This is a genomic window from Breznakibacter xylanolyticus, assembly GCF_003254275.1.
GTDB classification, from domain to species: Bacteria; Bacteroidota; Bacteroidia; order Bacteroidales; family Marinilabiliaceae; genus Breznakibacter; species Breznakibacter xylanolyticus.
The window spans coordinates 20,371-44,752 of record NZ_QKZK01000001.1; the positions used below are offsets into that span (position 1 = coordinate 20,371).

The 24,382-nt window shown below is 46.8% G+C and carries 19 protein-coding genes and 1 tRNA gene; 16 read left to right on the forward strand and 4 right to left on the reverse strand.

The window, feature by feature from the left end; genetic code table 11:
* The first annotated feature begins 254 nt into the window (after positions 1–254).
* From LX69_RS00070 to LX69_RS00125, 13 genes are all read left to right on the forward strand, one after another.
* Positions 255–5,096 carry a fibronectin type III domain-containing protein gene (locus LX69_RS00070; protein ID WP_111443774.1) on the forward strand — a complete coding sequence of 1,614 codons (4,842 nt, stop codon included), beginning with the start codon at positions 255–257 and terminating at the stop codon, positions 5,094–5,096.
* An 18-nt stretch (positions 5,097–5,114) separates the two neighbouring features.
* Positions 5,115–5,435 (forward strand): hypothetical protein, encoded by a 321-nt coding sequence (locus tag LX69_RS00075; protein WP_111443775.1) that lies wholly within the window; start codon positions 5,115–5,117, stop codon positions 5,433–5,435.
* A gap of 341 nt (positions 5,436–5,776) precedes the next feature.
* Entirely contained in the window at positions 5,777–6,190 is a 414-nt protein-coding gene (locus tag LX69_RS00080) for a transposase (RefSeq protein ID WP_111443776.1), read from the forward strand.
* A 95-nt stretch (positions 6,191–6,285) separates the two neighbouring features.
* On the forward strand, positions 6,286–6,447 hold the full coding sequence (locus LX69_RS17920) for a hypothetical protein (RefSeq protein ID WP_221621226.1): 162 nt from the start codon (positions 6,286–6,288) through the stop codon (positions 6,445–6,447).
* 51 nt (positions 6,448–6,498) lie between these two features.
* Complete coding sequence (locus LX69_RS17925; protein ID WP_221621227.1) at positions 6,499–6,813, forward strand: hypothetical protein; 315 nt, start codon at positions 6,499–6,501, stop codon at positions 6,811–6,813.
* Positions 6,801–7,355: a hypothetical protein gene (locus LX69_RS17930; protein WP_221621228.1), complete on the forward strand. Its 555-nt coding sequence runs from the start codon at positions 6,801–6,803 to the stop codon at positions 7,353–7,355. The genes LX69_RS17925 and LX69_RS17930 overlap by 13 nt, the downstream gene beginning before the upstream one ends.
* On the forward strand, positions 7,352–8,107 hold the full coding sequence (locus LX69_RS00095) for a hypothetical protein (RefSeq protein ID WP_111443777.1): 756 nt from the start codon (positions 7,352–7,354) through the stop codon (positions 8,105–8,107). Before LX69_RS17930 ends, LX69_RS00095 begins: the two co-directional genes overlap by 4 nt.
* A gap of 873 nt (positions 8,108–8,980) precedes the next feature.
* The gene (locus tag LX69_RS00100; RefSeq protein WP_170124171.1) at positions 8,981–10,057 is read left to right on the forward strand and encodes a COG1470 family protein; all 1,077 of its coding nucleotides are present in this window, start codon (positions 8,981–8,983) and stop codon (positions 10,055–10,057) included.
* A gap of 3 nt (positions 10,058–10,060) precedes the next feature.
* Positions 10,061–11,017 (forward strand): ABC transporter ATP-binding protein, encoded by a 957-nt coding sequence (locus LX69_RS00105; RefSeq protein WP_111443779.1) that lies wholly within the window; start codon positions 10,061–10,063, stop codon positions 11,015–11,017.
* On the forward strand, positions 10,965–12,044 hold the full coding sequence (locus LX69_RS00110) for an ABC transporter permease (protein ID WP_221621229.1): 1,080 nt from the start codon (positions 10,965–10,967) through the stop codon (positions 12,042–12,044). Before LX69_RS00105 ends, LX69_RS00110 begins: the two co-directional genes overlap by 53 nt.
* Positions 12,045–12,257: 213 nt before the next feature.
* A tRNA-Met gene (locus LX69_RS00115) sits at positions 12,258–12,330 on the forward strand.
* 108 nt (positions 12,331–12,438) lie between these two features.
* A complete protein-coding gene (locus LX69_RS00120; protein WP_111443780.1) occupies positions 12,439–13,824 on the forward strand; it encodes a sensor histidine kinase in 1,386 nt (461 codons plus the stop codon).
* Positions 13,825–14,136: 312 nt separating this feature from the next.
* A complete protein-coding gene (locus LX69_RS00125) occupies positions 14,137–15,954 on the forward strand; it encodes an LTA synthase family protein (protein WP_111443781.1) in 1,818 nt (605 codons plus the stop codon).
* Positions 15,955–16,009: 55 nt separating this feature from the next.
* On the opposite strand, the gene LX69_RS00130 is transcribed toward LX69_RS00125, so the two are convergent.
* Entirely contained in the window at positions 16,010–17,257 is a 1,248-nt protein-coding gene (locus LX69_RS00130; protein ID WP_245934893.1) for an alanine dehydrogenase, read from the reverse strand.
* A gap of 357 nt (positions 17,258–17,614) precedes the next feature.
* Positions 17,615–18,049: a tRNA (adenosine(37)-N6)-threonylcarbamoyltransferase complex ATPase subunit type 1 TsaE gene (tsaE, locus tag LX69_RS00140; RefSeq protein ID WP_111443967.1), complete on the reverse strand. Its 435-nt coding sequence runs from the start codon at positions 18,047–18,049 to the stop codon at positions 17,615–17,617.
* Positions 18,050–18,358: 309 nt separating this feature from the next.
* Between tsaE and rimP the strand changes: the two genes are divergently transcribed.
* The 3 genes from rimP to infB all read left to right on the forward strand — a co-directional run bounded on the left by rimP (position 18,359) and on the right by infB (position 23,121).
* Positions 18,359–18,823 carry a ribosome assembly cofactor RimP gene (gene rimP / locus LX69_RS00145; RefSeq protein WP_245934894.1) on the forward strand — a complete coding sequence of 155 codons (465 nt, stop codon included), beginning with the start codon at positions 18,359–18,361 and terminating at the stop codon, positions 18,821–18,823.
* A gap of 26 nt (positions 18,824–18,849) precedes the next feature.
* Complete coding sequence (gene nusA / locus LX69_RS00150) at positions 18,850–20,085, forward strand: transcription termination factor NusA (protein WP_111443784.1); 1,236 nt, start codon at positions 18,850–18,852, stop codon at positions 20,083–20,085.
* A gap of 66 nt (positions 20,086–20,151) precedes the next feature.
* On the forward strand, positions 20,152–23,121 hold the full coding sequence (gene infB / locus LX69_RS00155) for a translation initiation factor IF-2 (protein WP_111443785.1): 2,970 nt from the start codon (positions 20,152–20,154) through the stop codon (positions 23,119–23,121).
* A gap of 425 nt (positions 23,122–23,546) precedes the next feature.
* Here infB and LX69_RS00160 read toward each other — a convergent pair whose 3' ends face one another.
* Both LX69_RS00160 and LX69_RS17660 read right to left on the reverse strand, forming a co-directional pair.
* Positions 23,547–23,996, reverse strand: a complete 450-nt coding sequence (locus LX69_RS00160; protein WP_111443786.1) for a hypothetical protein — start codon at positions 23,994–23,996, stop codon at positions 23,547–23,549.
* A gap of 207 nt (positions 23,997–24,203) precedes the next feature.
* Complete coding sequence (locus tag LX69_RS17660) at positions 24,204–24,344, reverse strand: hypothetical protein (RefSeq protein WP_170124172.1); 141 nt, start codon at positions 24,342–24,344, stop codon at positions 24,204–24,206.
* Between the last annotated feature and the right edge of the window lie 38 nt (positions 24,345–24,382).

The window sequence follows — 24,382 nt, forward strand, 5'->3', positions numbered from 1 at the left end:
GTAGATAGAAAGCAGATTGTAATTTGGGTGAGAGGGTTGTTTTTGGGGAAGATACTTTTCGGAGTTGATTCAATATTGGGTTTCTATTTGGCAAAGATAAGAGAGATTTGGGCGTGGTATTTTTTATTTTTTTTTGTTTTTGGTTATGACGAACTGTTCAAATAAACTTTTGTACAATATATTCAGTTCACATCATCGAGACCGCTCTTACTCTGGCCACCACCCCCATCTACCTCAATGGCGGCGAAACCAGTGTGCTGTTTGGCGAGGATTTATCCGACTATTTCAACATCGACAATCTGACGTTTAAAGGCTACAGTAAACAGACCTATCAGCGCACCGGGCAGTTGCCCGAGGGGTTTTACAAGTTCACCGTCGAGGTGCTTCACCATGCCACACGGCGGGTCATCTCCAATGCAGGAAGCACCACTGCCTGGATCGCTCTTGGCAAGCCCCCCGTGTTGCGAGCCCCCGACGACGGTGCCCGCCTGGGACAATACGCCGGCATGCCACTCACCTTCAGTTGGTTGCCCAGTAACGTGGGAAGCCCCATGTCGGCCGGCAACATCCGCTATCAGTTCGAGATGTGGGAGATGCGAGTGCCCGGCATCAGCCCCTACACTGTGGCAGCATCCATGCCCGTGTTTCACGACAACACCTCCTTCAGCACCAGCTACTCCCTCTATCCGGCCACCCTGATGATGGAACCCGGCATGACCTATGCCTGGCGCGTGACCGCATCCGACGCCGGAGGCTTTGTGCCCTTTGAACAGGACGGACACAGTCAGGTGCGCACCTTCACCTACAAGGCCTTGTGCGACACCGTGACAGGCTTCACCGCCACCGCCAAAGGGCAGAGTGGCCTGTTTTGCTGGGAACCCGGCACCGGGCACACCTCCTATCAGATTGAGATGAGGCAGCCCGAAACCGGCTGGTTCAACGCCAGCGAGACCTTCGACAGCAAAGCCGAGTTTTTCGATCTCACGCCCGGCAACACCTACCAGATGCGGGTGAAGAGCACCTGCAACAGCGACCCCACCTCGGTGAGCGACTTCACCACATGGCGCTCACTCACCGTACCCGTTCCCAAGCCCCTGGTGGACACGCTGGGGTGCCCCACCTGTGGCTGCGACGACAATCTGCCCGGGGTGGAACTCACCAACTTCACCCTGCGCGACAACCTGGCTCCCGGCGACACCATCGCCAACAAGACGGGCACCACCCGCTTCATCCTCAAGAGCGTGGAGTCACAGGGCGCGGGCACCTACAAGGGCATCTTCCTCTATTGGGCCGAGATATGGGGCGTGAAGTTTGTGTGCCAGTACACCGATTTGCAGGTGAACACCGACAACGTGATTGTGAACATGGACTTCGAGAGCGTGTACGATCCCCAGTTCCTGCTCGATGTGGATGCCGCCACCGATTACTTCAACGCATTGGCAGGCAACCTGGCCGTCCTCACCACCAGCACTGCCATCAAGGACACCCTGCAGGTGACCCAATCCTTCGACGCCATCTATGTGAACGGGGGCGACTCCCTGATGGCCGTGAGCGTGGATGCCAACGGCAACATCACCGAAACCGTGCTGGCTGCCTCCACCGACAATCTGGGCAAGACCCTCGTCAAAGGCCCCGATGGGCAGGAATACGTGGTGACCAACGACGGCCAGGTGATGGGCGTGAAAGAATACAAGGCCACCGGAGGCAGCAGCCGCCTGATGAAAGACCACAACAGCGAGAAAGAGCAAAAAGTCACCTCCCCATCGGTCAGCTTCAGCGCTTCAACCGGACAAAAATACGGCTTCGATGCCTTCACCCCCATCAAGCAAGCCATTCAAACGCACTACCCCCAACTCCCCCTTTCGGGTGGGGCTCCTGTCCCCTTCAAGAGCGTGGCCAGCTTTGCCACCGACCGCGTGGGGGTGAGTGCCACCAATGGCATCACCTTTAAGGACGAGATGGGCATCCCCGCCCTGGCCTCGGGCAACGACCTCACCATCCGCGGCAGCGCCAACGGCTCCACCATTGGCCTGTATGCCTACCGCGCGGTGAACGACTCCACCGAAGAGGTGGTGGGCAAACTCAACATCATGAGTTTTGATGAGCAGCCCAAAAGGTTAATCATCGTGCCGGTGAATGGCGCCACCCTGCCCGATGCCACCGCCCTGCAACAAACCCTCAATACCATTTACGCTCAGGCGGTGACCCGCTGGAGCGTGACCACCGGCGCACCCCTCACCGTCACTTTCCCCGGCGGCACCATGACACACGGCGGTTCCTCCGCCCTGGCTGCCTACAACGCCGACCAAAAGCTGATCATCAACACCTACGATGCCTCCCAGCCCTCCGGCCTCGACAAGGACGCCCTCTACCTCTTTTTCATCGACAACGTGGATGGCAAGGCCGGTGTGGCCGGCTTTATGCCCCTGCAACGCCAGTGCGGCTTTATATATGGTTCGCCTGAACTTAATATTGTGGCACATGAATTAGGCCACGGCGCCTTTAACCTCTACCACACCTTCAGCTCCGAAAACTACATTGCCAAAGAGCAAACCACCGACAACCTGATGGACTACAAGGGTGGCACAGAGTTGTGGAAGTACCAGTGGGAGAATGTGCAGGATCCCCAACGGGTGTGGATGAGTTGGGCACAGGGGGAACAAGAGGGAGAAGCAACTGTTGATGCATTGTATGAACTCGATCCCATGGTGCCAACGCAGGATGTAAACCAGGTAATTTACTGCGGGATGACACCCTCTGGAAAGATTATCGAAAGTTACCCACTGAAGGTGCAAGGAAAAAATGTCACCAGTGTCATTTCAAAAAACCAACTCTATTTTATTGTCGGCTTTTATGTTGAAGATTCCGAAACAGGAGTCAGAGAATATTACAAATACGTAGCTCCCGATAAATTCCTCAATAAGGACAATGTCGCGTTTCCAGGTGAGATAACCTATTTCAATGGTACGAATTGCAATGTTTGGGTATATCAATCCATGAATAGCGATTGCATTTATAAGTGCAAAGCCATAGCCTGGGAAGTGCCTGCAAAGCCACTTGAAGCGTCCGGTTTGAAATCCCGTATTGAAAGTTCAACACTGGTCAAAGGCTGGGAGCTGGTGATAAGGTCGGAAGCAGAAACTCATTGTTTACGTGACTTTTTCGATACCCAAAGCAACAGTCCTGAGTGTGGCAACCCTGTACAAATTGAACACGATCAGGAGGTGCTGAATCAGTTGGTCTCCTCTATTGTTGGTAAATCAGGCGATGAAGCTCTGGCAGCACGGGCAGCGCTCACTATCAGTGGAGTATGCCCTGTTTCGATCAAAAGTATTTCCCAACAATCTGTTTTCGAGCTCTTTAAATTTTTATGCTCAACACTCAAAATCCCCGAGTTACAAGAGTTTGCCATGATCAAGTTGATGTCGGCCATTTCGGCCGATCACTTTAGTGATGTGTACACACTTCTCGAAGCCGACAACAATAAAGTGTTAAAACATCTGGTCGAAGAACTGCATGATGTGAGCATCGACATTTTTAACGACAAAAAAAACTATACATCGTTCATCAAAGGTCTTTTACAGATGTATAAAGAAAAGCCAGATTTGCTTGTCACAAGGTTTGGCGACTTGGATTATGAAACGAGCAATGAGTTGTTTAATCAGGTATTGAACCTTGAAAAACACCAGCTCCCTGGCTCCTTTGTTATGGATAAGGATCATGCGGAGTGGATGTTGCTTGTCCACCGAGGCAAATACGATGCTGCGACAGGGACTGTCAATATTTATGAGGATCGAATCAGAAATATACTTTCGCACCCTAATGAAAGTGAATCTGTGACATATCGTACTGAAACCACCAGTACGCTCATCGCCGAAAACTTGTCGCCACTCACTCCTGTCGTGGTGTTCACCGAAAGCACGAACGATCTTGTTCGAATCGCACTTGATTCATCAACTGAAAGTCTTACAGGGACTAAGGAATATGTTGTGCCCGCGATATTCCTTCATTATTACGATCAAAAGCTATTTAACACCGCGGTAGAGAAGGGTGCTGTCGTCGCGTTAGATCTCCTCACGATCTACAGCGGAGTGGGCGTTGTTTCCTTAGGAAGTAAAATACTTCAGGCACGAAGAGTGATTGCGTTGATTGAAGTGGCCGGTGCTATGGGTGATATTGCCATCCAAACCGTCGATTTTCCTCTCGGTTCGGAATTCGAACTCGGCGTGAATTCCTTTAATATGGCCATGGGTATGGTGGGCATCAAAAATGCGACGGTAGCCCTGAAAAATTTTGCCGTCAAATTGCCCGAAACAACACGCCGTTTGCTTCGCAACAATGAAAGCCTCAGAGCCGCCTTGTTGGCCGAACTGCGAAAAATCAAAGATTTGGATGCGTCCGAGTTGACACCCCAGCAAATATTGGCTTGGGAGAAGGTGCAGGCGGCTAAGAAAAAAATGCTTAATTTGCTAGAGAGTGGGGAGGAGGCAGCAAAAGCAGGTAGTTATTTTGGAAATCTGCCTAGATACCAGCAATTATTTAAAGAAGGAAAATTATCTGAATTACTTGCAGAGTTAAAAAACACAACTGCATATCCAAGAATGGGTTATACAAGAAATAGAACCTATGATTTTTTGTATGATGAATATAAAATTGCAAATCCAAACTTTGAAAATTGTCCTTATCTTAAAAATGCAATTGGGACTGATTTTGAACTAGATGAGGTCGGATATTTTGTTCGTTTATATTCAGGAGATGGAAAAGCCTCAAAATGGATTTTTAGAATTGAAGATTTGAAGAAATATGATAACATAGATGATTTAATTGAAGATTTAGCTATCCCATTTGACAATGGAACAATATTTGGCACCAAGCCTTCAAAAATTGCAATTGTAGAAATCCCCAAAGGAACAACTCTTAGAAAATCTTTTGCTGGAGAGCAGGTGTGGCAAAGAATGCACGATGGTTTGAGCGATTTGATTCAGAAAGGAGGTGGAGTACAGTATGAAATATTAGATGTTAATTTTAAGAATCCTCCCCCCTCGGTTAAGGCATGGTTTGGAGAGGTTGGAGAATTTGATGAATTAATAAAATAATAATACGCTTAAAGTTTTATGAATAAATTAAATTTAAATAACAAGGAGGTTGAATTCGATTGTTCTATTGAAAGAATTATTGAATTTACAAACACTATAATTGTAAGTTATTATCCTCAAACTGATGAAGAATTCTATGAAAAGGGCATGCATGGCGGAGTGTGTGGAATAGATAAAATTGATGCGGTAGTAAAGTGGAAACTTACTTATAATCCATTAGGTATGCGAAAGATCTCTTTTAATGGCAAAGAAGCTTTAAATATGAGAATTGGTGATGTGATCTATATACTTGATCCTGATAGTGGCAAAATAATTTATGAATCCGCGACTAAGGGATGAGATCTCCGCTAGCGCAGATTTGTAATCACGAGTGGTCGAAAGATCGAAAATTGTAAGTGTTGGCTGTTGTTGAATTCAGATCCTCGCTAACATTAGAGGGTGAATGAATTTATGTGCTCGGCGTCATTTTCAATGACGCTGTCTTCACAATTTATCCCACTGCTGGCGCGGTTCTGTGAACCGTGTCCACACCATGGCAAGCCAATGCTTTCTATTTTAGCTTATTATCAAACCGTGCTACATTAAAAGTCATGCTTTTAGTGTTTTAAAGCAATTGCAGCCCGCATGTTTCGTTTGTCTTAACACTAAATGGCTTATCTTAGACCAACAAAACCTAGCCGATGAGCCGCAAATATAAATTACACAATCCGGAAGGACTCTATTTTGTAACCTTCGCTACAGAAGGGTGGACAGACGTGTTTACCCGCAACGAGTACAAAAACATATTGGTAGACAACTTGGCGTACTGCCAAAAGAATAAAGGGCTTGAAATATTTGCCTGGTGCATCATGACCAACCACTTACATTTAATGGTGAGAGCAACAGAAGGGAATTTGTTGCAAGACATTGTGCGGGATTTCAAAAAGTTTACCAGCAAAGCCATCCTGAAGGCCATCGCCGAAAACCAACGAGAGAGCCGCAAAGAATGGCTCTTAAAACTGTTCCCACTGCTGGCGCGGTTCTGCGAACCGTGTCCACACCATGGCAAGCCAATGCTTTCTATTTTAGCTTATTATCAATCCGTGCTACGTTAAAAGTCATTCTTTTAGTGTTTTAAAGCAATTGCAGCCCGCATGTTTCGTTTGTCTTAACACTAAATGGCTTATCTTAGACCAACAAAACCTAACCGATGAGCCGCAAATATAAATTCCACAATCCGGAAGGACTCTATTTTGTAACTTTCGCTACAGAAGGGTGGACAGACGTGTTTACCCGCAACGAGTACAAAAACATATTGGTTGACAACTTGGCGTACTGCCAAAAGAATAAAGGGCTTGAGATATTTGCCTGATGCATCATGACCAACCACTTACATTTAATGGTGAGAGCTACAGAAGGGCATATGTTGCAAGACATTTTGCGGGATTTCAAAAAGTTTACCAGCAAAGCCATTCTAAAGGCCATCGCCGAAAACCAACGAGAGAGCCGCAAAGAATGGCTATTAAAACAGTTCTCCACGTCCGAAGGCAACCGTTTTTGGCGCTCCGATAACAAACCCATTGAGCTATGGAGTAATTCAGTGATAGATCAAAAACTGAATTATATCCATCAAAACCCTGCTGAAGAAGGTTTGGTATTCCGAGCAGAAGACTATGTTTACAGTTGTGACAATGACTATGCTGGGGGGCACGGCTTATTGGATATATGGGTGATATAGTGGGTGTTGTGGTGGCACGGATTGCAAATCCGCGCCAGCTGGGTGCCGAAGCCGATGCCTTTGAAAATGCGATGTCGGTTAAAGCAATGCAAAAGCTTAACCCACCATGTAAGTGGCTCGATGAAGCAGGTGAAGTTGGAGCCGATTACACTCCGCATAAACAGCTATACCTTAAACGTGTGGCACAAAAAAGCAATGGCCAGTTAAGTACGGTAAGTGATGGCAAAGTGTTTATTGGAGATGATATTCATATAAAAACTAAGAAGAACGAGTTTGGTGTAGCTCAGTATAACCAAGCCAAATATCACGACAGCAAACTTAGCGATACGGCTCCATGGACACCCAATCAGCGATCGGAGTTAATTGATTTGTTTAAGAATGACAGTCAACTGGAATATGTTGAATTTGAAATACGGACCTCTGATGACTTTTTACAGCAAAGTCCATATAAAAATGGAATGAAGGTTAGGATATACCGAGATGATATTTACAAATCATTCAAACAAGGTGAGGCACAGGTAACGCAAAAGGTTGTATTATGAAAGATAAAATTGCATATAGGATTATAAACGACATATATGATTCTATCCTAAAGGGTAATCATTTTGGAAATATACCAGTCAATCAAGGTTTTGGTTATTCTATTTTTAGGAAATCGAATCAAAAAATAGAGCGTTTCGGTATTGTCGGCACCTACAGATACGAAAAATTCAAAACAGAACATTTAGGTGCTCGAATTTCTTTTTTGCCATTAGAATCCATAGTTTCGCCTATATTGGTTTCGAATGGTTTAATGGGCGATTCTATTTTGGAAGAACTTCCGGCAACAATATCATTTAGTACAGCCAATGATTTTTTAGTTGCCGATAAAGATGCACTTACAACATTTGCTTCAGAACGTTTGCCAATTGTTATTGAGAATGAAACGGATATTGACAACTTCATACAGGCACATATCGATTTCTATTTCCAGTTTATTGAACCCTTTTTCAATCGCTGGTGTGATATACGGGATTTATTGCCATTGATAGAAAATATGGAAACTTCAAAAGCATTTGATTTTTTTGGAACTGGAGCTGTATTCAAATTATTAACGATTTGGAAACTATGCAATCATCCTAAAGTGTCTTTCGAGATTGAAAGATGGGAGAATAATTTTCTGCAAATGAGGAAAAATGACCCAACAGAGATTCAGTATGAAAGATACTATAACGCTTCAAATCAACTATCAGAAGTTCTGTCTAAAACAGAACCGTTGTACGAATGGGATCCTGAATATTTAAAGCTGAAATAGTTTTTGTGCCCTCGCTAACCGTAGAGTGTGAATGAATTTATGTGCTCGGCGTCATTTGCAATGACGTCGTCTTCATATTTATAGTTTTCAACTATCAAAGCATTGCGCCAATGCCATCACGTTCTATGGCATATTAGCATCTGCCCTGGTAGTCAGTAGCGTGTGCATCGGTTCTTTAAAAAGCATTGATTCACAACATCTTTACGACCTTTTCAAGTTTTTATCCTCTACTCAAAAAATCCCCGAAATACAGGAATTTGCTCTGATCAAATTGATGTCATCCATCCCATCCTCTCCCCACTGCTGGCGCGGTTCTGCGAATCGTGTCCACACCATGGCAAGCCAATGCTTTCTATTTTAGCTTATTATCAATCCGTGCTACGTTAAAAGTCATGCTTTTAGTGTTTTAAAGCAATTACAGCCCGCATGTTTCGTTTGTCTTAACACTAAATGGCTTATCTTAGACCAACAAAACCTAGCCGATGAGCCGCAAATATAAATTCCACAATCCGGAAGGACTCTATTTTGTAACTTTCGCTACAGAAGGGTGGACAGACGTGTTTACCCGCAACGAGTACAAAAACATATTGGTTGACACCTGACCTATTGCCAACAACGCAGGTGGATTGAGGGTTTTGCCTGGCGCGTAATAACCCACTTAGTGTATTAAATGGATCTTGCGTGCGGATTTGAGGATATAGGCGGCAGCAATTTTTTTTACAATTTTTTTGGTCAATTCGTCGCCACCATTAAATTTGCGAATCGTGCAATAAACATCATTTAAAAATTAAGGAGGATTTTTTTATGAAACTAAGTACGAGAACTAATTGTTTAATTTTTAATGCATTATTTTTTTTAGCGTTACCCTTTTCAATGATTCAGGGGCAGGAGATCCGCCTCTACACCCCTTACACCAAAATTTCAGTCCCGCCGGGTCAATCCATCGATTATGCCATCGAGGTGAAGAACACAGGCAGCTCAACCGATCCCATCGATCTTGCCGTGACGGGCATCCCGCGACAATGGGAGTATACCTTGAAATCGGGGGGATGGAACCTGAAACAGTTGATGGTGCTTCCCGGTGAGTCAAAAAGCATCAACCTCACGGTGAGCGTGCCGCTTAACGTGAACAAGGGCAATTACAGTTTTAAAGTCACGGGCAATGGTCAATCGGTTTTGCCGCTCACCATCAACGTGTCGGAGCAGGGCACTTTCAAAACCGAGTTTACCTGCAATCAGCCCAATATGCAGGGCAATTCCAAATCGACATTTACTTACCGAACCAAGTTGCACAATCTGACGGGTGAGAAGCAACTTTACTCGTTGCGGGCCGATTTAGAGCGTGGGTGGCGGGTGGTTTTTAAACCCGATTACCAACAGGCCACGTCGGTTGAATTGGATGCCAATCAATCGAAAGACATTACCATTGAGGTGAATACGCCCGAGTTGATCGAGGCGGGAACTTATACAATACCCGTGGCTGCCGTTACCCGCTCCACCTCTTCGAGCTTCACGCTTGAGGCTGTGGTGACAGGCACCTATGACATGGATTTTACCACACCCACCGGTTTGCTCAGCACCCGCATGACAGCCGGCGACACCAAACGAATTGATATGGTGTTGAAGAACAGTGGTTCGGCAACGCTGAAGGATGTTAAGCTGAGTTCGACCACCCCTGCCAATTGGGAAGTCACCTTTGAGCCCAAGAGCATCGAAGCGGTTGAAGCCGGTCAAAGCGTGCCGGTGACCGCGATTATCAAAGCATCTAAGAAGGCCATTGCCGGAGATTATGCTGCCACATTTACGGCCACCACACCCGAAACATCCTCTAAGGCCTCCTTTCGCATTGTTGTGAAAACACCCATGGTGTGGGGGTGGATTGGTGTGATGACAATCCTGGCCTGTGCCTGGGGTATTTTCCTGATGATCCGTAAATACGGGAGGAGATAAGTCATGAACTCTTTAGTGATAGAAGCAGAAGGCCTGATGAAACGATACGGGTCTCAGATTGTTGTGGACAGTCTTGACTTAACAATTGCCAAAGGCGAGGTGTTTGGATTGTTAGGACCCAATGGTGCCGGGAAGACCACCACGATCCTGATGTTGATGGGCATGAGTGAGCCTCATGGCGGAACCATTCGGGTGTGCGGCATCAATCCGGTGACACATCCATTGTCGGTGAAGCGTAAAGTGGGCTATTTACCCGAAGATGTGGGTTTTTACGACGATTATTCGGGGATCGACAATTTGGTTTACACGGCACGTCTCAATGGTCAGTCTCCGGCACAAGCCCGCCATCAGGCTGAACAACTGTTGCGACGAATCGGGTTGTGGGAGGATGCGCACAAAAAGACAGGAAAATATTCACGTGGTATGCGTCAGCGATTGGGTTTGGCCGACGTGCTGATGAAATCGCCCGAAGTGATTATTCTTGATGAGCCGACCCTGGGCATCGACCCTACCGGAGTTCGTGAGCTGATGGAACTGATTGTGAAACTGAGTCGCGATGAAGGCATTACGGTACTGTTTTCGTCGCATCATTTGCATCAGGTTCAGCAGGTTTGCGATCGGGTAGGGTTGTTTGTGGGCGGTCGTTTATTGGCGCAGGGGGATATCCCACAATTGGCGCAGTCACTGTTGAACGACAATCTTTACGCGATTGAAGCCGCCATTGACCATCCCGATGAAAAAATCCTTAGCGATGCCTTGATGTCGGTCAATGGAGTGATGTCGGTGGAGCGTCGTCGTGACTTGTTTCATATTCGAACCAATCATGACGTGACGGCTGTCATTGCCCAAAGAGTTATTGAAGCAGGGGGTGCGCTCACTTACCTGAATCGTGTGGAATACGGATTGGATGAAATTTATTGTCGATATTTTGAAGGAGGCTCAAATCATGATGTTAATTAAGCAATTGAGGGAGCCCATCACCCGCATTGCGCAATGTATGCCAGGGTTGTCCCCACAAAATAAAACAGAACGTTTTACTCGTCATCCCTTTTGGGTGATGGTTGACAAGGAAATGATGGATCACATCCGTAGTTGGCGTTTTATGATTTTGGTGGCCATTGTGGTGTTGACTTGTTTGGGCGCAAGCTACACGGCACTGCTCAATATTGCCAAAGCCGTAAAACCCGGCGATGCGGATGAAGCATTTTTGTTTCTCAACCTTTTTACCGTTTCCGATGGAACATTGCCGTCGTTTGTGGTGTTCATGGGTTTTCTGGGGCCATTGTTGGGCATCGGAATGGGGTTTGATGCCATCAATAGTGAGCAGAGCCGAGGGACGCTAAGTCGCATTCTGTCGCAGCCCATTCATCGTGATTATTTGATCAATGCCAAGTTTGTGGCTGCCTTGATGGTCATTGCGTTGTTGGTGTTTGTCATGGGCTATTTGGTGGCCGGAGCGGGGTTGATTGCCATTGGTATTCCACCCACTTTTGAGGAGTTTATGCGCATCAATTTGTTTTTGATGCTGAGCGTTGTTTACATCGCGTTTTGGCTCAATTTATCGGTGCTGTTTTCCATTCGTTTTCGGCAGGCAGCCACGTCAGCGCTTTCGGGTATTGCGGTATGGCTTTTTTTTAATTTGTTTTATCCGTTGATGCTCAATATTGTTCTCAAGCCGTTTACGCCGTCGGCTTACGCGTCGCCAAAATCAATCTATTTGTTTGAGCGCAGCCGTTACCTGTTGTCGCAGTTGATGCCCAACGAATTGTTTAACGAAGCCACCAGTACCCTGCTCATGCCTACGGTTCGCAGTGTTGGTCCCTTGACCATGCAGCAGGTTGAGGGAGCCTTGCCCGGGCCTCTGCCTTTGGGTCAAAGTGCGTTGTTGGTATGGCCGCAGATTACCGGTTTGTTGGCTGCCACGCTTATCTGTTTCGCACTGTCGTATTATTTGTTTGTGCGACGCGAAATCAGGGGGCGGTCGTGATGTGATTCAAAAAGGCAAATTTTTCAGGGGTTACAGTGGCATTGTTTTGATGCGCGTAACCCCTTTGATTTCATTTGAATATATTGCAATGAGGAATGAGGGGCAAAAAATAAAATGAATTTTTAGGGGCGAGGGCTTGCGTATTAAAAAATAGTCTCTATCTTTGCATCGCAATTAAGGAGAACGACACGACGTTTCAAAACAAAGATATATTGCGGGGTGGAGCAGTTGGCAGCTCGTTGGGCTCATAACCCAAAGGTCGTCAGTTCGAGTCTGGCCCCCGCTACTAAGGAAAGCAGCTTTCGCAAGAGAGCTGCTTTTTTTGTTTTATGGCAAATTAATCAACGAATAATTCTCTGCATTTTATATCTTTAGTGGGTAAAAAAGTGAATGAATGAAGTTTTTTTCCAGAGATAATATCCATCCAAATGAGAAGTTGCAGCGTTTAATGCGCTTGGAAGATGCGGTCGAAGCCATTTTTGCGACCGACCATCGCTATGTGGGAAGTAATTTATTTGAGTCGGTGGTTCGGTCGGTACATGAGTTGTTAGGGGCTGATGTGGTGATTGTTGGAGAATTTCTTGTGGACAGCGATCTTATCCGAACCTTGGGTTTTTGGGACGAAGGAGCCGTGCGTGAGAATTTCTCATATGCCTTGGAGGATACGCCTTGCAAGCAGGCTATTGTGGAGAGAGGCTGTAGTTTTTCATCCGGGGCGTGGCGAATGTTTCCCGATGATTCTGAACTGGTGAGTCGGGGCATTGAAGCTTATGTGGGCATTCCATTTTATTTTAAGGGGATGGAGCCACGAGGCATCATTTTGGCCATGTTCAAGACGGCTATTGATGATTGCAAGGTGGTGTCGTCGTTGCTGAAGATTTATGGGGTGCGCGTGGCATTGGAGTTGGAGCACATCACCAATCGTCGTTTGTTGGAGCAGCAAAATGATAATCTGCATCGTTTGTTTGAGCAGTTGTCGGTTAAGAATCATGAACTCGATCGCTATGTGAAAGAGGTTGAAGATGCCAAGGCGATGGCCGAGGAGAGCAATCAGCTTAAGACCGCTTTTTTGGCCAATTTGAGTCACGAGGTTCGCACGCCCATGAACGTGATGTTGGGATTTGCCGAGTTGCTCAAGTCAGACGTTCTTTCGCAGGAAGAACGGGTGGAATACATCGACATCATCAACCAAAATGGGATGCAACTGCTCAAAATCATGGACAATTTGATTGATATCTCCAAGTTTCAGTCGCGCACGGTTTTAGAGTCGCCTAAGGCATTGCCATTGAATGATTTGTTGGATCGATTTTATCTTCAATACAGTGATTATCTGCGGATGGTGCAAAAGTCGTTGCGGTTGCGCATTGATAAAGCATTGCCCGATGGCAGTGATGTGATTATGGCCGACAACGAGGGGGTGAGCAAGGTGTTGAATCAGTTGCTCGATAATGCGGTGAAGTTCACCTTCGAGGGAGAGATTACTTTTGGTTACCGATTAGAGGGCGATGCGGTCTGTTTTTATGTGATCGATACGGGTATTGGAGTCCCAGAGGGGATGGATGATAAGATTTTTGAGATGTTTCGACAGGTCGATTTGCGTCAGTCGCGCGATTTTGGGGGGAACGGTTTGGGGCTGGCCATTGCCCGCAAGTTCACCGAGTTGATGGGTGGCACCATTTGGCTTGATCGGTCGATGGATTCGGTGACTTGTTTCTGTTTCAAAATTCCCTGGGTGAAGGCCGAGCGGAAACTCACAGGGGAAAAGGGGACGATGAACTGATTTTTTGCATTCATTGGAGGGTTTGTCCCAATCTAATCGGTATTTTTGGCGGCTGTCATCAGGTCGCCTTTTTTTATTGTTTTCAACAAGAACCTTGTGGTTGGGTTGACCGTAATGGTGAGGTGAGGTTTGTGATTTAAGTTTAGGAGTTCCCCTGTTTTGTAGTTATGTGATGTCTGTGGTGAGCATTAACACTGTTTTAAGCACGCATAGTCATCGCATCAGCATTGGGGCAGTTTGTTTTGGGATGAGTTTATACAAAATCATTATCAGTCCCCCTTTTATGGGGTAGGGACTAAATGTAAAATAACTATGAAAAGCCGCTTTGTTTTTTTGGGTCGTACCGCTCTTTTCTTTTTGGGGTATTTTATGGTGGCCCGATTATTTTTCCATGTGTATATGTTTTCGCAAACAGTGACCATGGGTTGGGGTAATTTTTTGTTGTCGTATGTTCATGGATTGCGGCTCGATGCATCCATTACGGGTTATTTGATGATGCTGATGTCGTTGCTCATGCCGGTGTCGATGGTCATGAGTCGTCGATGGTTTCGTGGGGTGGTTGATGCGTTGTTTGGGACGGTCATTGCACTGTTTTCGTTGTTGATATGGTCCGATGGAGCACTCTATACGCATTGGGGTTTTCGTATCGACACCTCTTTTTTTATGTATTTAGAGACGCCCAAGGAAGCGCTGGCATCGGTGCCGGTGTGGCAGTTGGTGTTGTTTCTGGTTGCCTGGACAGGCTACACAGTTTTGTCTGTGTGGTTATTTCGCAGGTATGTCACCACTCATATTGAGCGATTCGATCGTTCTCATTGGGTATCGGTGTTTGTGTTTTTATTGTTTGGCGGGTGCATGATTTTGCCGGTGAGGGGCAGCGTGGGCATTGCGCCCATCAACACCGGAATGGTTTATTTCAGCTCCGATATGTACACCAATCATTCGACCGTGAATGCCGTGTGGAATTTTATGTACGACCTGAGTCATCGTGATCGCACCAACTTGTCGGTTCATTTTATGGACGATGCACAGGCTGAGCAGATGCGTGAAAATTTTATAATGTCGCCCGATTCGGTGCCGGTATTGTTGAACGATGCCCGGCCCAATGTGTTGTTTATCATTCTTGAGGGTATTGCTGCTCATGTGGTGGAGCCGTTGGGAGGACGTGCCGGGGTGACGCCACAGATCAATCGTCTTTGGGACGAAGGACTCTCTTTTCGACACATTCACGCCAGTGGCAGTCGGAGTGACCGTGGATTGGTGGCCATCTTAAGCGGTTATCCGTCGCATCCGTTGGCCTCGTTGATGAAATATCCTAAAAAGACGCAGAAGGTGCATTCCATCACACGTGTGTTGGGCGATGCCGGTTATCACACATCGTTTTATTACGGGGGTGACACCGATTTTGCCAATATGAATAGCTATTTGAAAAACAGTGGTTTTCAGCAGGTGGTCAATCAGGATGATTTCCCCCGCGAGTATCGCAACAGCAAATGGGGTGTACACGATGAGTATTTGTTCGACCGGGTGATGGCCGACATGGATGCTGCTCAGGCGCCATTTTTTAAGGCATTTTTCACACTGAGCAGTCATGAGCCTTTTGATGTGCCCATGGCAACAGTCATCAAGGGATCTACCGACAATGATAAGTACATGAATTCAGCGTATTATACCGACAGTTGTTTGGGGCGTTTTATTGATGTCGCCAAAACCAAACCGTGGTGGAATCGAACGTTGGTGGTGATTGTTTCAGATCACAGTGTTCGATATGTCGAAGATCATCAAATAGACGAGCCGCGTCGTTATGCCATTCCCATGATTTGGACCGGGGGAGCGTTGAAAGAGAAAGCTGTGATGGATGTGTATGGCAGTCAGTGCGATATTGCAGCCACGTTGTTGGGGCAGATGGCGCTTTCCACCGAAGGGTTTCCGTTTAGCCGAAATCTGTTTTCATCGACCGATGGGGTGATGTATCATTTCAACAAAGGGTTTGGTTTTGTGTCATCGCGGGGGAAGGTGATTTACGATTTAAACAAAAACGAGATGACAGCCGCAGAAGGCGATAGCCTGTTGGTTCCACAGGCCAAGGGGTTGTTTCAGTCAATGATGAATCACTTTAACGGATTGTAAGAGCATTGGAGCCTTATGCCCTTTTTAGGGCAGGGCTGGTTCGCATTGTGATTTCTTAAAAAGCAGCCATGAGCAGACCGATGTCTTTGGAGGGGAGGTTGAATGCTTGTCCAATTTGGTTGTTGGTGAGGATGCCTTTGTAGATGTAAGTACCGTTGCTGATGCCGGGTTCCTGTTTGATGAGGTTGTTGATGCCGCCAGCGTCGGCCAGTCGGAGCAGCAACGGGGCAAAGATGTTGCTCAGGGCGATGGACGACGTTCGGGATACGCGCGAGGCGATGTTGGGCACGCAGTAATGAATGACGTTGTGTTTGGTGAAGATGGGGTTCTCCAGGTCTGTGCATCGGGATGTTTCAAAACAGCCGCCCTGTCCCATGTTGAGGTCAATGAGGATGGCTCCGGGTTTCATCTCAGCCACCTGTTCTTCGGTCACCATGAACGATGTGGATGATTGGATGTCGCGCAGGTTGCCCAGTACGGCATCAGCCGATTTGAGTGCTTTGGTGAGCACACGAGGGTGCAGAATGGATGTGAATACGCGTTGTCCGATGTGATGTTCGAGTTGTCGGAGGTTCTCGTACGAGTTGTCGAAGACCTTGACAGTGGCACCGAGCCCCAGGGCGGCACGAGCGGCAAATTCGCCCGCGGTCCCGGCACCCAGAATGACGAATTCGGTGGGCGTGATGCCGGTGATGCCTCCCAAAAGAACGCCTTTGCCGTTGTGTTGTTTGCTCATGTATTCGGCGGCGATCATCACCGAGGCGGTTCCTTCAATCTCACTCATGCTACGCACCACGGGTTGACAGTTGACTCCGTCGTTGATGTATTCAAACCCAATTGCCGAGATGCGTTTGTCGAGCAGCAATTGTATGTTGTCGCGAGTTTGCAGGTATGGGTAGAACTGCGAAAGGATCAGTTGGTCGGGTTTTAACAGGTCGATTTCATGAGGCGCGGGAGGGGCAATTTTCAGAATGACATCGCAGTCGAACACCTCACGAGCCGATGGGGCGATGGAGGCGCCCGCTTCGCTGAATGCATGGTCGGTGTAGGATGCTTTTTCGCCGGCCAAAGATTCAATGACCACCTGGTGACCGTTGGCCGCGAGCAGTTCAACGCCTTGGGGCGACAGGGCAATTCGGTTCTCGTAGGGCGATGATTCGCGAGGGATGCCGATGAGCAGTTGCTTGCGAGAACGCTTGGTTTCGAGCATCTCTTCCTGAGGAAGTAAGCCGTGTTTGCTCAAAGGGTAGATGGATGGATGGTTGCCGCTGTTGGTCATGTTGTCGAATATTTTTGGTGTCAACGCCGTATGTATAATCGTCACGCTTGGGGAAATACCTGAAGATGATAGGTCTGAGTCCACTCTGAAAAGTCCTTTATCCCCGAATTTAGCTACGCTGATTTTCAATTTACAAATTCCACTATTTTATTAAGAGATGATAAACCGATATTACAATTTTAAAAAGGTTCGGAGTAGATTCTTTTTTTTGAAGAGTCAGATGTTGGATTTGGCAATGTCAATTGCTATGGTCGGGTTATCAGGTGAAATGATTCGATGGTTTTTCATCCAAAACGATGATAGGTTCGACGACCTGTTGAAGGCGCAAAAGGCGTTGTTAATTTATAAAAAATATCACAATCATTGTTCTGATGCTCAAAATTATTGGGCAGGCTGTCTGACGGTTATTTGACGCGAGTTGTCGGGCAACTCTTCAAAATAAAGGTCAAGACGCTGGTCGGGCAAGAGTGATTCAATTTTGTCGGGCCATTCCAAAAAGCAGTAGTTGCCCGAGTACAGGTAATCTTCGTAGCCCATGTCGTAAGCTTCATCCATGTTTTTGAGTCTGTAAAAATCGAAGTGATAGATGATGTTGTGATGAGCTGTTTCGTACTCGTTGACGATGGCAAAACTGGGGCTGTTGACCACGTCCGTGACGCCGAGTTCGTGACAAAGGGCTTTGATGAAGGTGGTTTTACCCACCCCCATGTCACCTCTGAAAGCCAGGATGCGATGTGTCGGATATTGAGCTAAAAAGTTGGCGGCCACCATGTTGATGTGGGCCACGTCGGGGATGATAAACGATTCTTGTGCCATTGCCAAAAGGGTAAACTGAATGAGCAAATGTAGCAATCTTTTGCAAGCAATGGATGTCACAAAGGGCAGCGTTTAAGCACCTTTGCAGGTTAAGGGCGGTTGTTTGAGTGATAAAAAAAAGGTTTTATTGCATTCAACGGGTTAAAAGTTTGGAATTTAACAGGTACATGATTACCTTTGTAGCGGTTTTAATTCCGGGAGAAGGATAGGGGACACAGAGTCCCCTATTTTGTTGGATATAACTGTTCCCGCGTCTCATAGGGGGGCGATTGAATGAACCGTTCAACATCAGAAAAAGTATTTCATCAGATGATCACCGCACCACAAATACTGGAAATTATAAAGGAACAACTGGCCGCCGACGAGGTTTACGTGGTTGATTTGATTGTTCATCCCGGCAATCGCATTGAGTTGTGTCTGGATAAAAAGACGGGCGTTTCCATTGATTATTGTGTAAAAATCAGCCGGATGATCGACAGTCAGTTCGATCGTGAGGTGGAAGATTTTGAGATGGAAGTATCTTCGGCCGGCATCGGGCAGCCTTTTAAAGTGCTTCAGCAGTACGAGAAAAACCTTAATAATGAGGTAGAGCTGTTGACCAATGACGGGAAAAAGATGAAAGGTCAACTGATTGAAGTGGCTGCAGATTCGTTCACCGTAAAGGTAGAATCGTTGGTGAAGGTTGAAGGTAAGAAACGTAAAGAATTACAAATCAGTGAGCATCGTTTTGCATACGATGCCGTTAAATACGTGAAAGATATTGTTGTGTTTTAATTATATCTATAGACAAAGTCATACACATGGAGAATATAAATTTAATTGACACGTTTTCAGAGTTTAAAGATTTGAAGAGCATTGACCGTCCCACCATGGTTCGGGTGCTTGAAGAGTCGTTTCGCAGCGTGTTGGCTAAGCGTTTTGGGACGGACGAAAATTTTGATGTGATTATCAACATCGAAAAGGGGGACTTTGAAATCTGGCGTAACCGCGAGGTGGTAGAAGACGAAAACCTGACCGACCCCAATTTGCAAATCTCTATTTCGGATGCCAAGCGCATCGACCCCGATTTTGAAGTGGGAGAAGAGGTGACCGATGAGGTGAAATTCCTTGACTTTGGACGACGTGCCATTTTGAGTCTTCGCCAGAATCTTGCTGCGCGCATTTTGGAGTTGGAGAAGGATAACATTTACAATAAGTATAAAGAGAAAATCGGTCAGGTTGTGACCGGCGAAGTCTATCAGGTTTGGAAGCGTGAGATTCTTATTCTTGATGATGAAGGTAACGAACTGATTTTGCCCAAGAACGAACAGATTCCCTCGGACTTTTTCCGCAAAGGCGATAACGTTCGGGCGGTGGTGATTCGGGTCGAGATTCGCAACAATAATCCCCTGATTATTCTCTCGCGCACGTCACCCGTGTTCCTTGAGCGTCTGTTTGAGCTGGAGGTTCCCGAGATTTTCGATGGTTTAATTACCATCAAGAAAATTGTGCGAGTTCCCGGCGAGCGCGCCAAAGTGGCCGTGGAATCGTACGACGACCGTATCGATCCGGTTGGTGCCTGTGTGGGCATGAAAGGGTCGCGCATTCATGGCATCGTTCGCGAGTTGCGTAACGAAAACATTGATGTGATTAACTATACCACCAATACACAGTTGTTTATACAGCGGGCGCTCAACCCGGCAAAAATCACAACAATCAAGCTCTACGATAACGAGAAGCGCGCCAATGTGTACATGCGTCCCGAGGAGGTATCGCTGGCCATTGGTAAGGGCGGGCTCAACATCCGATTGGCGAGCCAGCTCACCGGCTACGAAATCGATGTGTACCGCGAGATGGTGGAAGATGACGAAGATGTCAGCCTCGATGAGTTTACCGACGAAATCGAAAGCTGGATCCTCGATGAACTTAAAGCCATTGGCTGTGATACGGCCAAGTCAGTGCTCGACTTATCGGTAGAAGATTTGGTGAAGCGTACCGATTTAGAGGAAGAAACCATTCGGGAGGTCCTGAGCGTCCTTCGGAGTGAATTTGATTAATTCCTTTATATTTGTGACTGAATTTTAATTTGTTCAACCTTTTACAAAATACGTTAGGGTCCATATATGGCAGTTGGTAAAAGATTAAGTGCAGTAGCACGTGAATTTAACGTGGGGATTGGAACCATTGTTGAGTTCCTGCATAAAAAAGGTTTTCAGGTCGATAGCAATCCCAATACCAAGGTGGAAGAGGATTGGTACAGTTTGTTGGAAAAGGAGTACCGTTCGGATCTGAAAGCAAAAATTGAAATGGAGAAAAGTGGCGCCATCAAAGCCAAAGTGAAAAAGGAATCCATTTCGATTGAGGATGTTCATACCGAAAAACATGACGAAGAGGATGAAGATCCTTTGCCCGGCCGTCAGTTGGATGTGGACCTGAAAGTGGTTGGCAAAATTGATCTCAATTCATTGCACAAGAAGAAGGAGCCCGAAGTTGAGAAGAAGAGCGAGCCGGCTCCTGTTGTGAAGGAGGAAGTGCCGGTAGCCCCGAAAGTAGAAGCCCCAAAAGTAGAATCTCCCAAGGTTGAGGTTCCAACGGTTGAAACGCCTAAGGCTGAAGTTCCGGTTGAAGCACCCAAGGCCGAGAAGAAGGAGGCCCAGGTGGAGCATATTGAAACCAAGGTCGATAAAATCGGCCAAGAGATAAAAGTTTTGGGAAAAATAGATTTGGATCGCAAAAAGCCATCCGCACCGGTTGCTGAAGCCAAGAAAGCACCTGTCGCCGAGCAGGCTAAAGCCGTTGAACCGGTTGTCGAAAAGGTTCAGCCGCGTGTTGAACCTGCTGCCGAACCGGTGGCTGAGAAAGAAGATGACAACTTTAAGCCCACGGTCTTCCAGAAATTGTCGGGCCCCACAGTGGTTGGAAAAATTGAGTTGCCGGTTGATAATCGCGGCACCTCGGCCGAGGACAAGAAGAATGCCAAGAAGAAGAAACGCAAGCGCATTCGCAAGGAGAAAGAGCGTGTGGATATTACCACGCCAGCTGCTCCCGGTGCAACTCCTGCCACCGGAACGCCCACCGTGGTGAAAAAGGCATTTACGCTTGAGACGCGTAAAGACAAGGCAGCCAAGGCAGGCACAACTGCCGGTAAAGAATCGCCAAAATTGAAAAAACGTCCCGTTCGCACCGAAGTGAACGAAGAGGATGTTCAAAAACAAATCAAAGATACGTTGGCTCGTCTGACTGCCGGTAAAGGAAAGTCAAAGGGTGCCAAGCACCGTCGCGATAAGCGCGATGCCTTTAGCCAGCGGATGCAGGCCGACATGGAGCAGCAAATTCTCGAGCAACAGACCATTCAGGTTACCGAATTTGTGACGGCTAACGAATTGGCCAGCATGATGGACATTCAGGTGAACCAAATCATTGCCACCTGTATGTCGTTGGGTCTGTTTGTGTCGATCAACCAACGTTTGGATGCCGAAACCATCAGCCTGTTGGCCGAGGAGTTTGGATTTAAAGTTGAATTCATCAGTGCTGAAGTGGCTGCTGCCATTGAGGAGGAAGAAGATGACGAGGCTGACTTGAGCATGCGTCCGCCCATTGTGACTGTGATGGGGCACGTTGACCACGGTAAGACATCGTTGCTCGACTATATCCGTAAAACCAATGTCCTTTCAGGCGAAGCGGGGGGGATTACCCAGCACATTGGAGCTTATAGCGTGAAGCTGGAGAGCGGGCGTCAAATTACCTTCCTCGATACCCCGGGTCACGAAGCCTTTACGGCCATGCGTGCCCGTGGTGCACAGGTGACCGACATTGCCATTATTATTGTGGCTGCTGATGATAACGTGATGCCTCAAACGGTTGAAGCCATCAACCACGCAGCGGCAGCGGGTGTGCCCATTGTGTTTGCCATCAACAAAATTGATAAGCCTAACGCCAATCCCGATAAGGTGAAGGAAGCGCTGGCCAATATGAATTACCTGGTTGAAGACTGGGGTGGTAAATATCAGTGTCAGGAAATTTCGGCCAAGGCCGGTTTAAATATCAACTTGTTGCTCGAGAAAGTGTTGCTCGAGGCCGATATATTAGAGTTGAAAGCCAATGCCGACCGTCGTGCCAGTGGAACGGTGGTTGAATCGTCGCTCGACAAAGGGCGTGGTTATGTAGCCACCATGATTGTTCAGAACGGAACATTGAAAGTTGGCGACATGATTTTGGCCGGTTTGTATTACGGACACGTGAAAGCGATGTTCAACGAGCGGAATCAAAAAGTAAATTCGGTAGGCCCATCGGAACCCGCATTGATTTTAGGTTTGAATGGCGCCCCCACTGCGGGTGAAAAGTTCAATGCATTGGAATCGGAGCGCGAGGCCAAAGAAATTGCCACCAAGCGCGAGCAATTGCAGCGCGAGCAAGGCATGCGTACCAAGAAACACATTACACTTGATGAAATTGGTCGTCGTATTGCCATTGGAAACTTCCAGGAGTTGAACGTGATTGTGAAGGGTGACGTGGATGGTTCTATCGAAGCGTTGTCGGATTCATTGATTAAGTTGTCGACCGCGGAAATTCAGGTGAACGTGATTCACAAAGCGGTGGGTCAAATTTCCGAGTCGGACATTATGCTTGCGGCGGCATCCAATGCCATCGTCATTGGGTTCCAGGTGCGTCCGTCGATGGCGGCACGTCGTTTGGCCGAGAAAGAAGAGATCGACATTCGTCTCTACTCCATCATCTATGCAGCCATCGAAGAGCTCAAGGATGCCATGGAAGGGATGTTGTCGCCCGAAATCAAGGAGACCATCACTGCAACCATCGAAGTGCGCGAGGTGTTCAAGATCACCAAAGTGGGTACCATTGCCGGCTGTATGGTGAAAGAGGGCAAGGTGAAACGCAACAACAAGGTTCGTTTGATTCGCGACGGTATTGTGGTGTTTACCGGCGAGCTCGATTCGCTCAAGCGTTTCAAAGATGATGTGAAAGAGGTCGCGACCGGTTACGAGTGTGGTTTGAATTTGAAGAACTACAACGACGTGAAAGAGGGCGACATTATTGAAGCTTACGAAGAAACCGAAGTGTCGCGTAAACTGTGATATCTGAGGGATTCCCTATAACAAATAAAGCCTGTCCGGATTTTTCGGGCAGGCTTTTTTGATGGGGTTAAATGACGTGAATTATTTTGTGTGAATATCCGTAAAATAGCTATTCTGTTCTGTGAGTCTTATTCATAGTCTGTGAAACAATAGATTACTCAGAGGGCTGCAGAGATGACACCGAGATTCACAGGGTTTTAGAATCTCTTTTCAATGTCGTTAAGTTAAGAGAAGAAGACGTAAGACCATGAGATAGATGATGAGATTAAGAAAGATAATTAGATCTGTCTTCTTCATCTTCACAGTCTAATCTATCTGTCTGCGGTCTAAAATTCTTCTTGTCTTTTATTCGATTGTCACTCACTAAACGACATTGAATCTCTTTTGATGATTAACCACAAACAGGGGGTTACTCGGATATTCAATTATTTTTTCTCCAGATGCAGTAAAATGCGGTTTCGGTCGTTGGCGTTGAGCGCCGACAGGCCGATGAAGGGATAACGGGCTTCGTTTTTGTTGGTTTTTTGATACAAAACCAGTCCTTTGCCAATTCCGCAACATCCTTTTTTAATTTTCATGCGGGTGATTTGCGACGGGGTCACTTTTATCATTCTGAATTTGCGCCCGTAAGGGAAGCTGTTGTAAAACTTGATTTCGATGTTTTGGTTGTTGAATTCGGCACGGATGTAATGAAATCCGCCAAAGCGGTAAACGAGGATGGCAATGACCACCAGAGCGGCCGCCGGGATTTGCAGCCACCACACTTGTGCTTTTTCGATAAGGATGGAGGCCAGAAAGGTGATGGTGAAAAAGGTGATGATTAATGAGAACCAAAGACCTGTTTCGCGTGTTTTTTGTTCGTTGCTGATGACCATGGTGAAGGGTTTTGTAAAAAGGTGAATGATGCGTCGTGATGACGATGGTGCAAGATAAGTAATTTGGCTCTATTCTGTTTTGTGTGGGTAATCAGAAGTCTTAATTTGCACAAACCAATATTTCGTGCCCTCGAGCCGGGCGGGCTCTTACTTTTTGGCTACAGCCCCAAAAAGTAAGCAAAAAAGGCCGCCGCTGACGTAAAATGGCTAAAAATCATAGGCCTTCGCTAAAATCTGCGAACTCGCAAGCTCAAACAGCGCATATTTTTTAACGCTCAGGCCTATGATTTTTTTAACGCCATTTTCCGAAGGCGGCTTAGTTACCTTGTGTTGATTTCGTGCTTTCATGTTTTATGTACCCACATGATTCGACATAGAACCAGTAA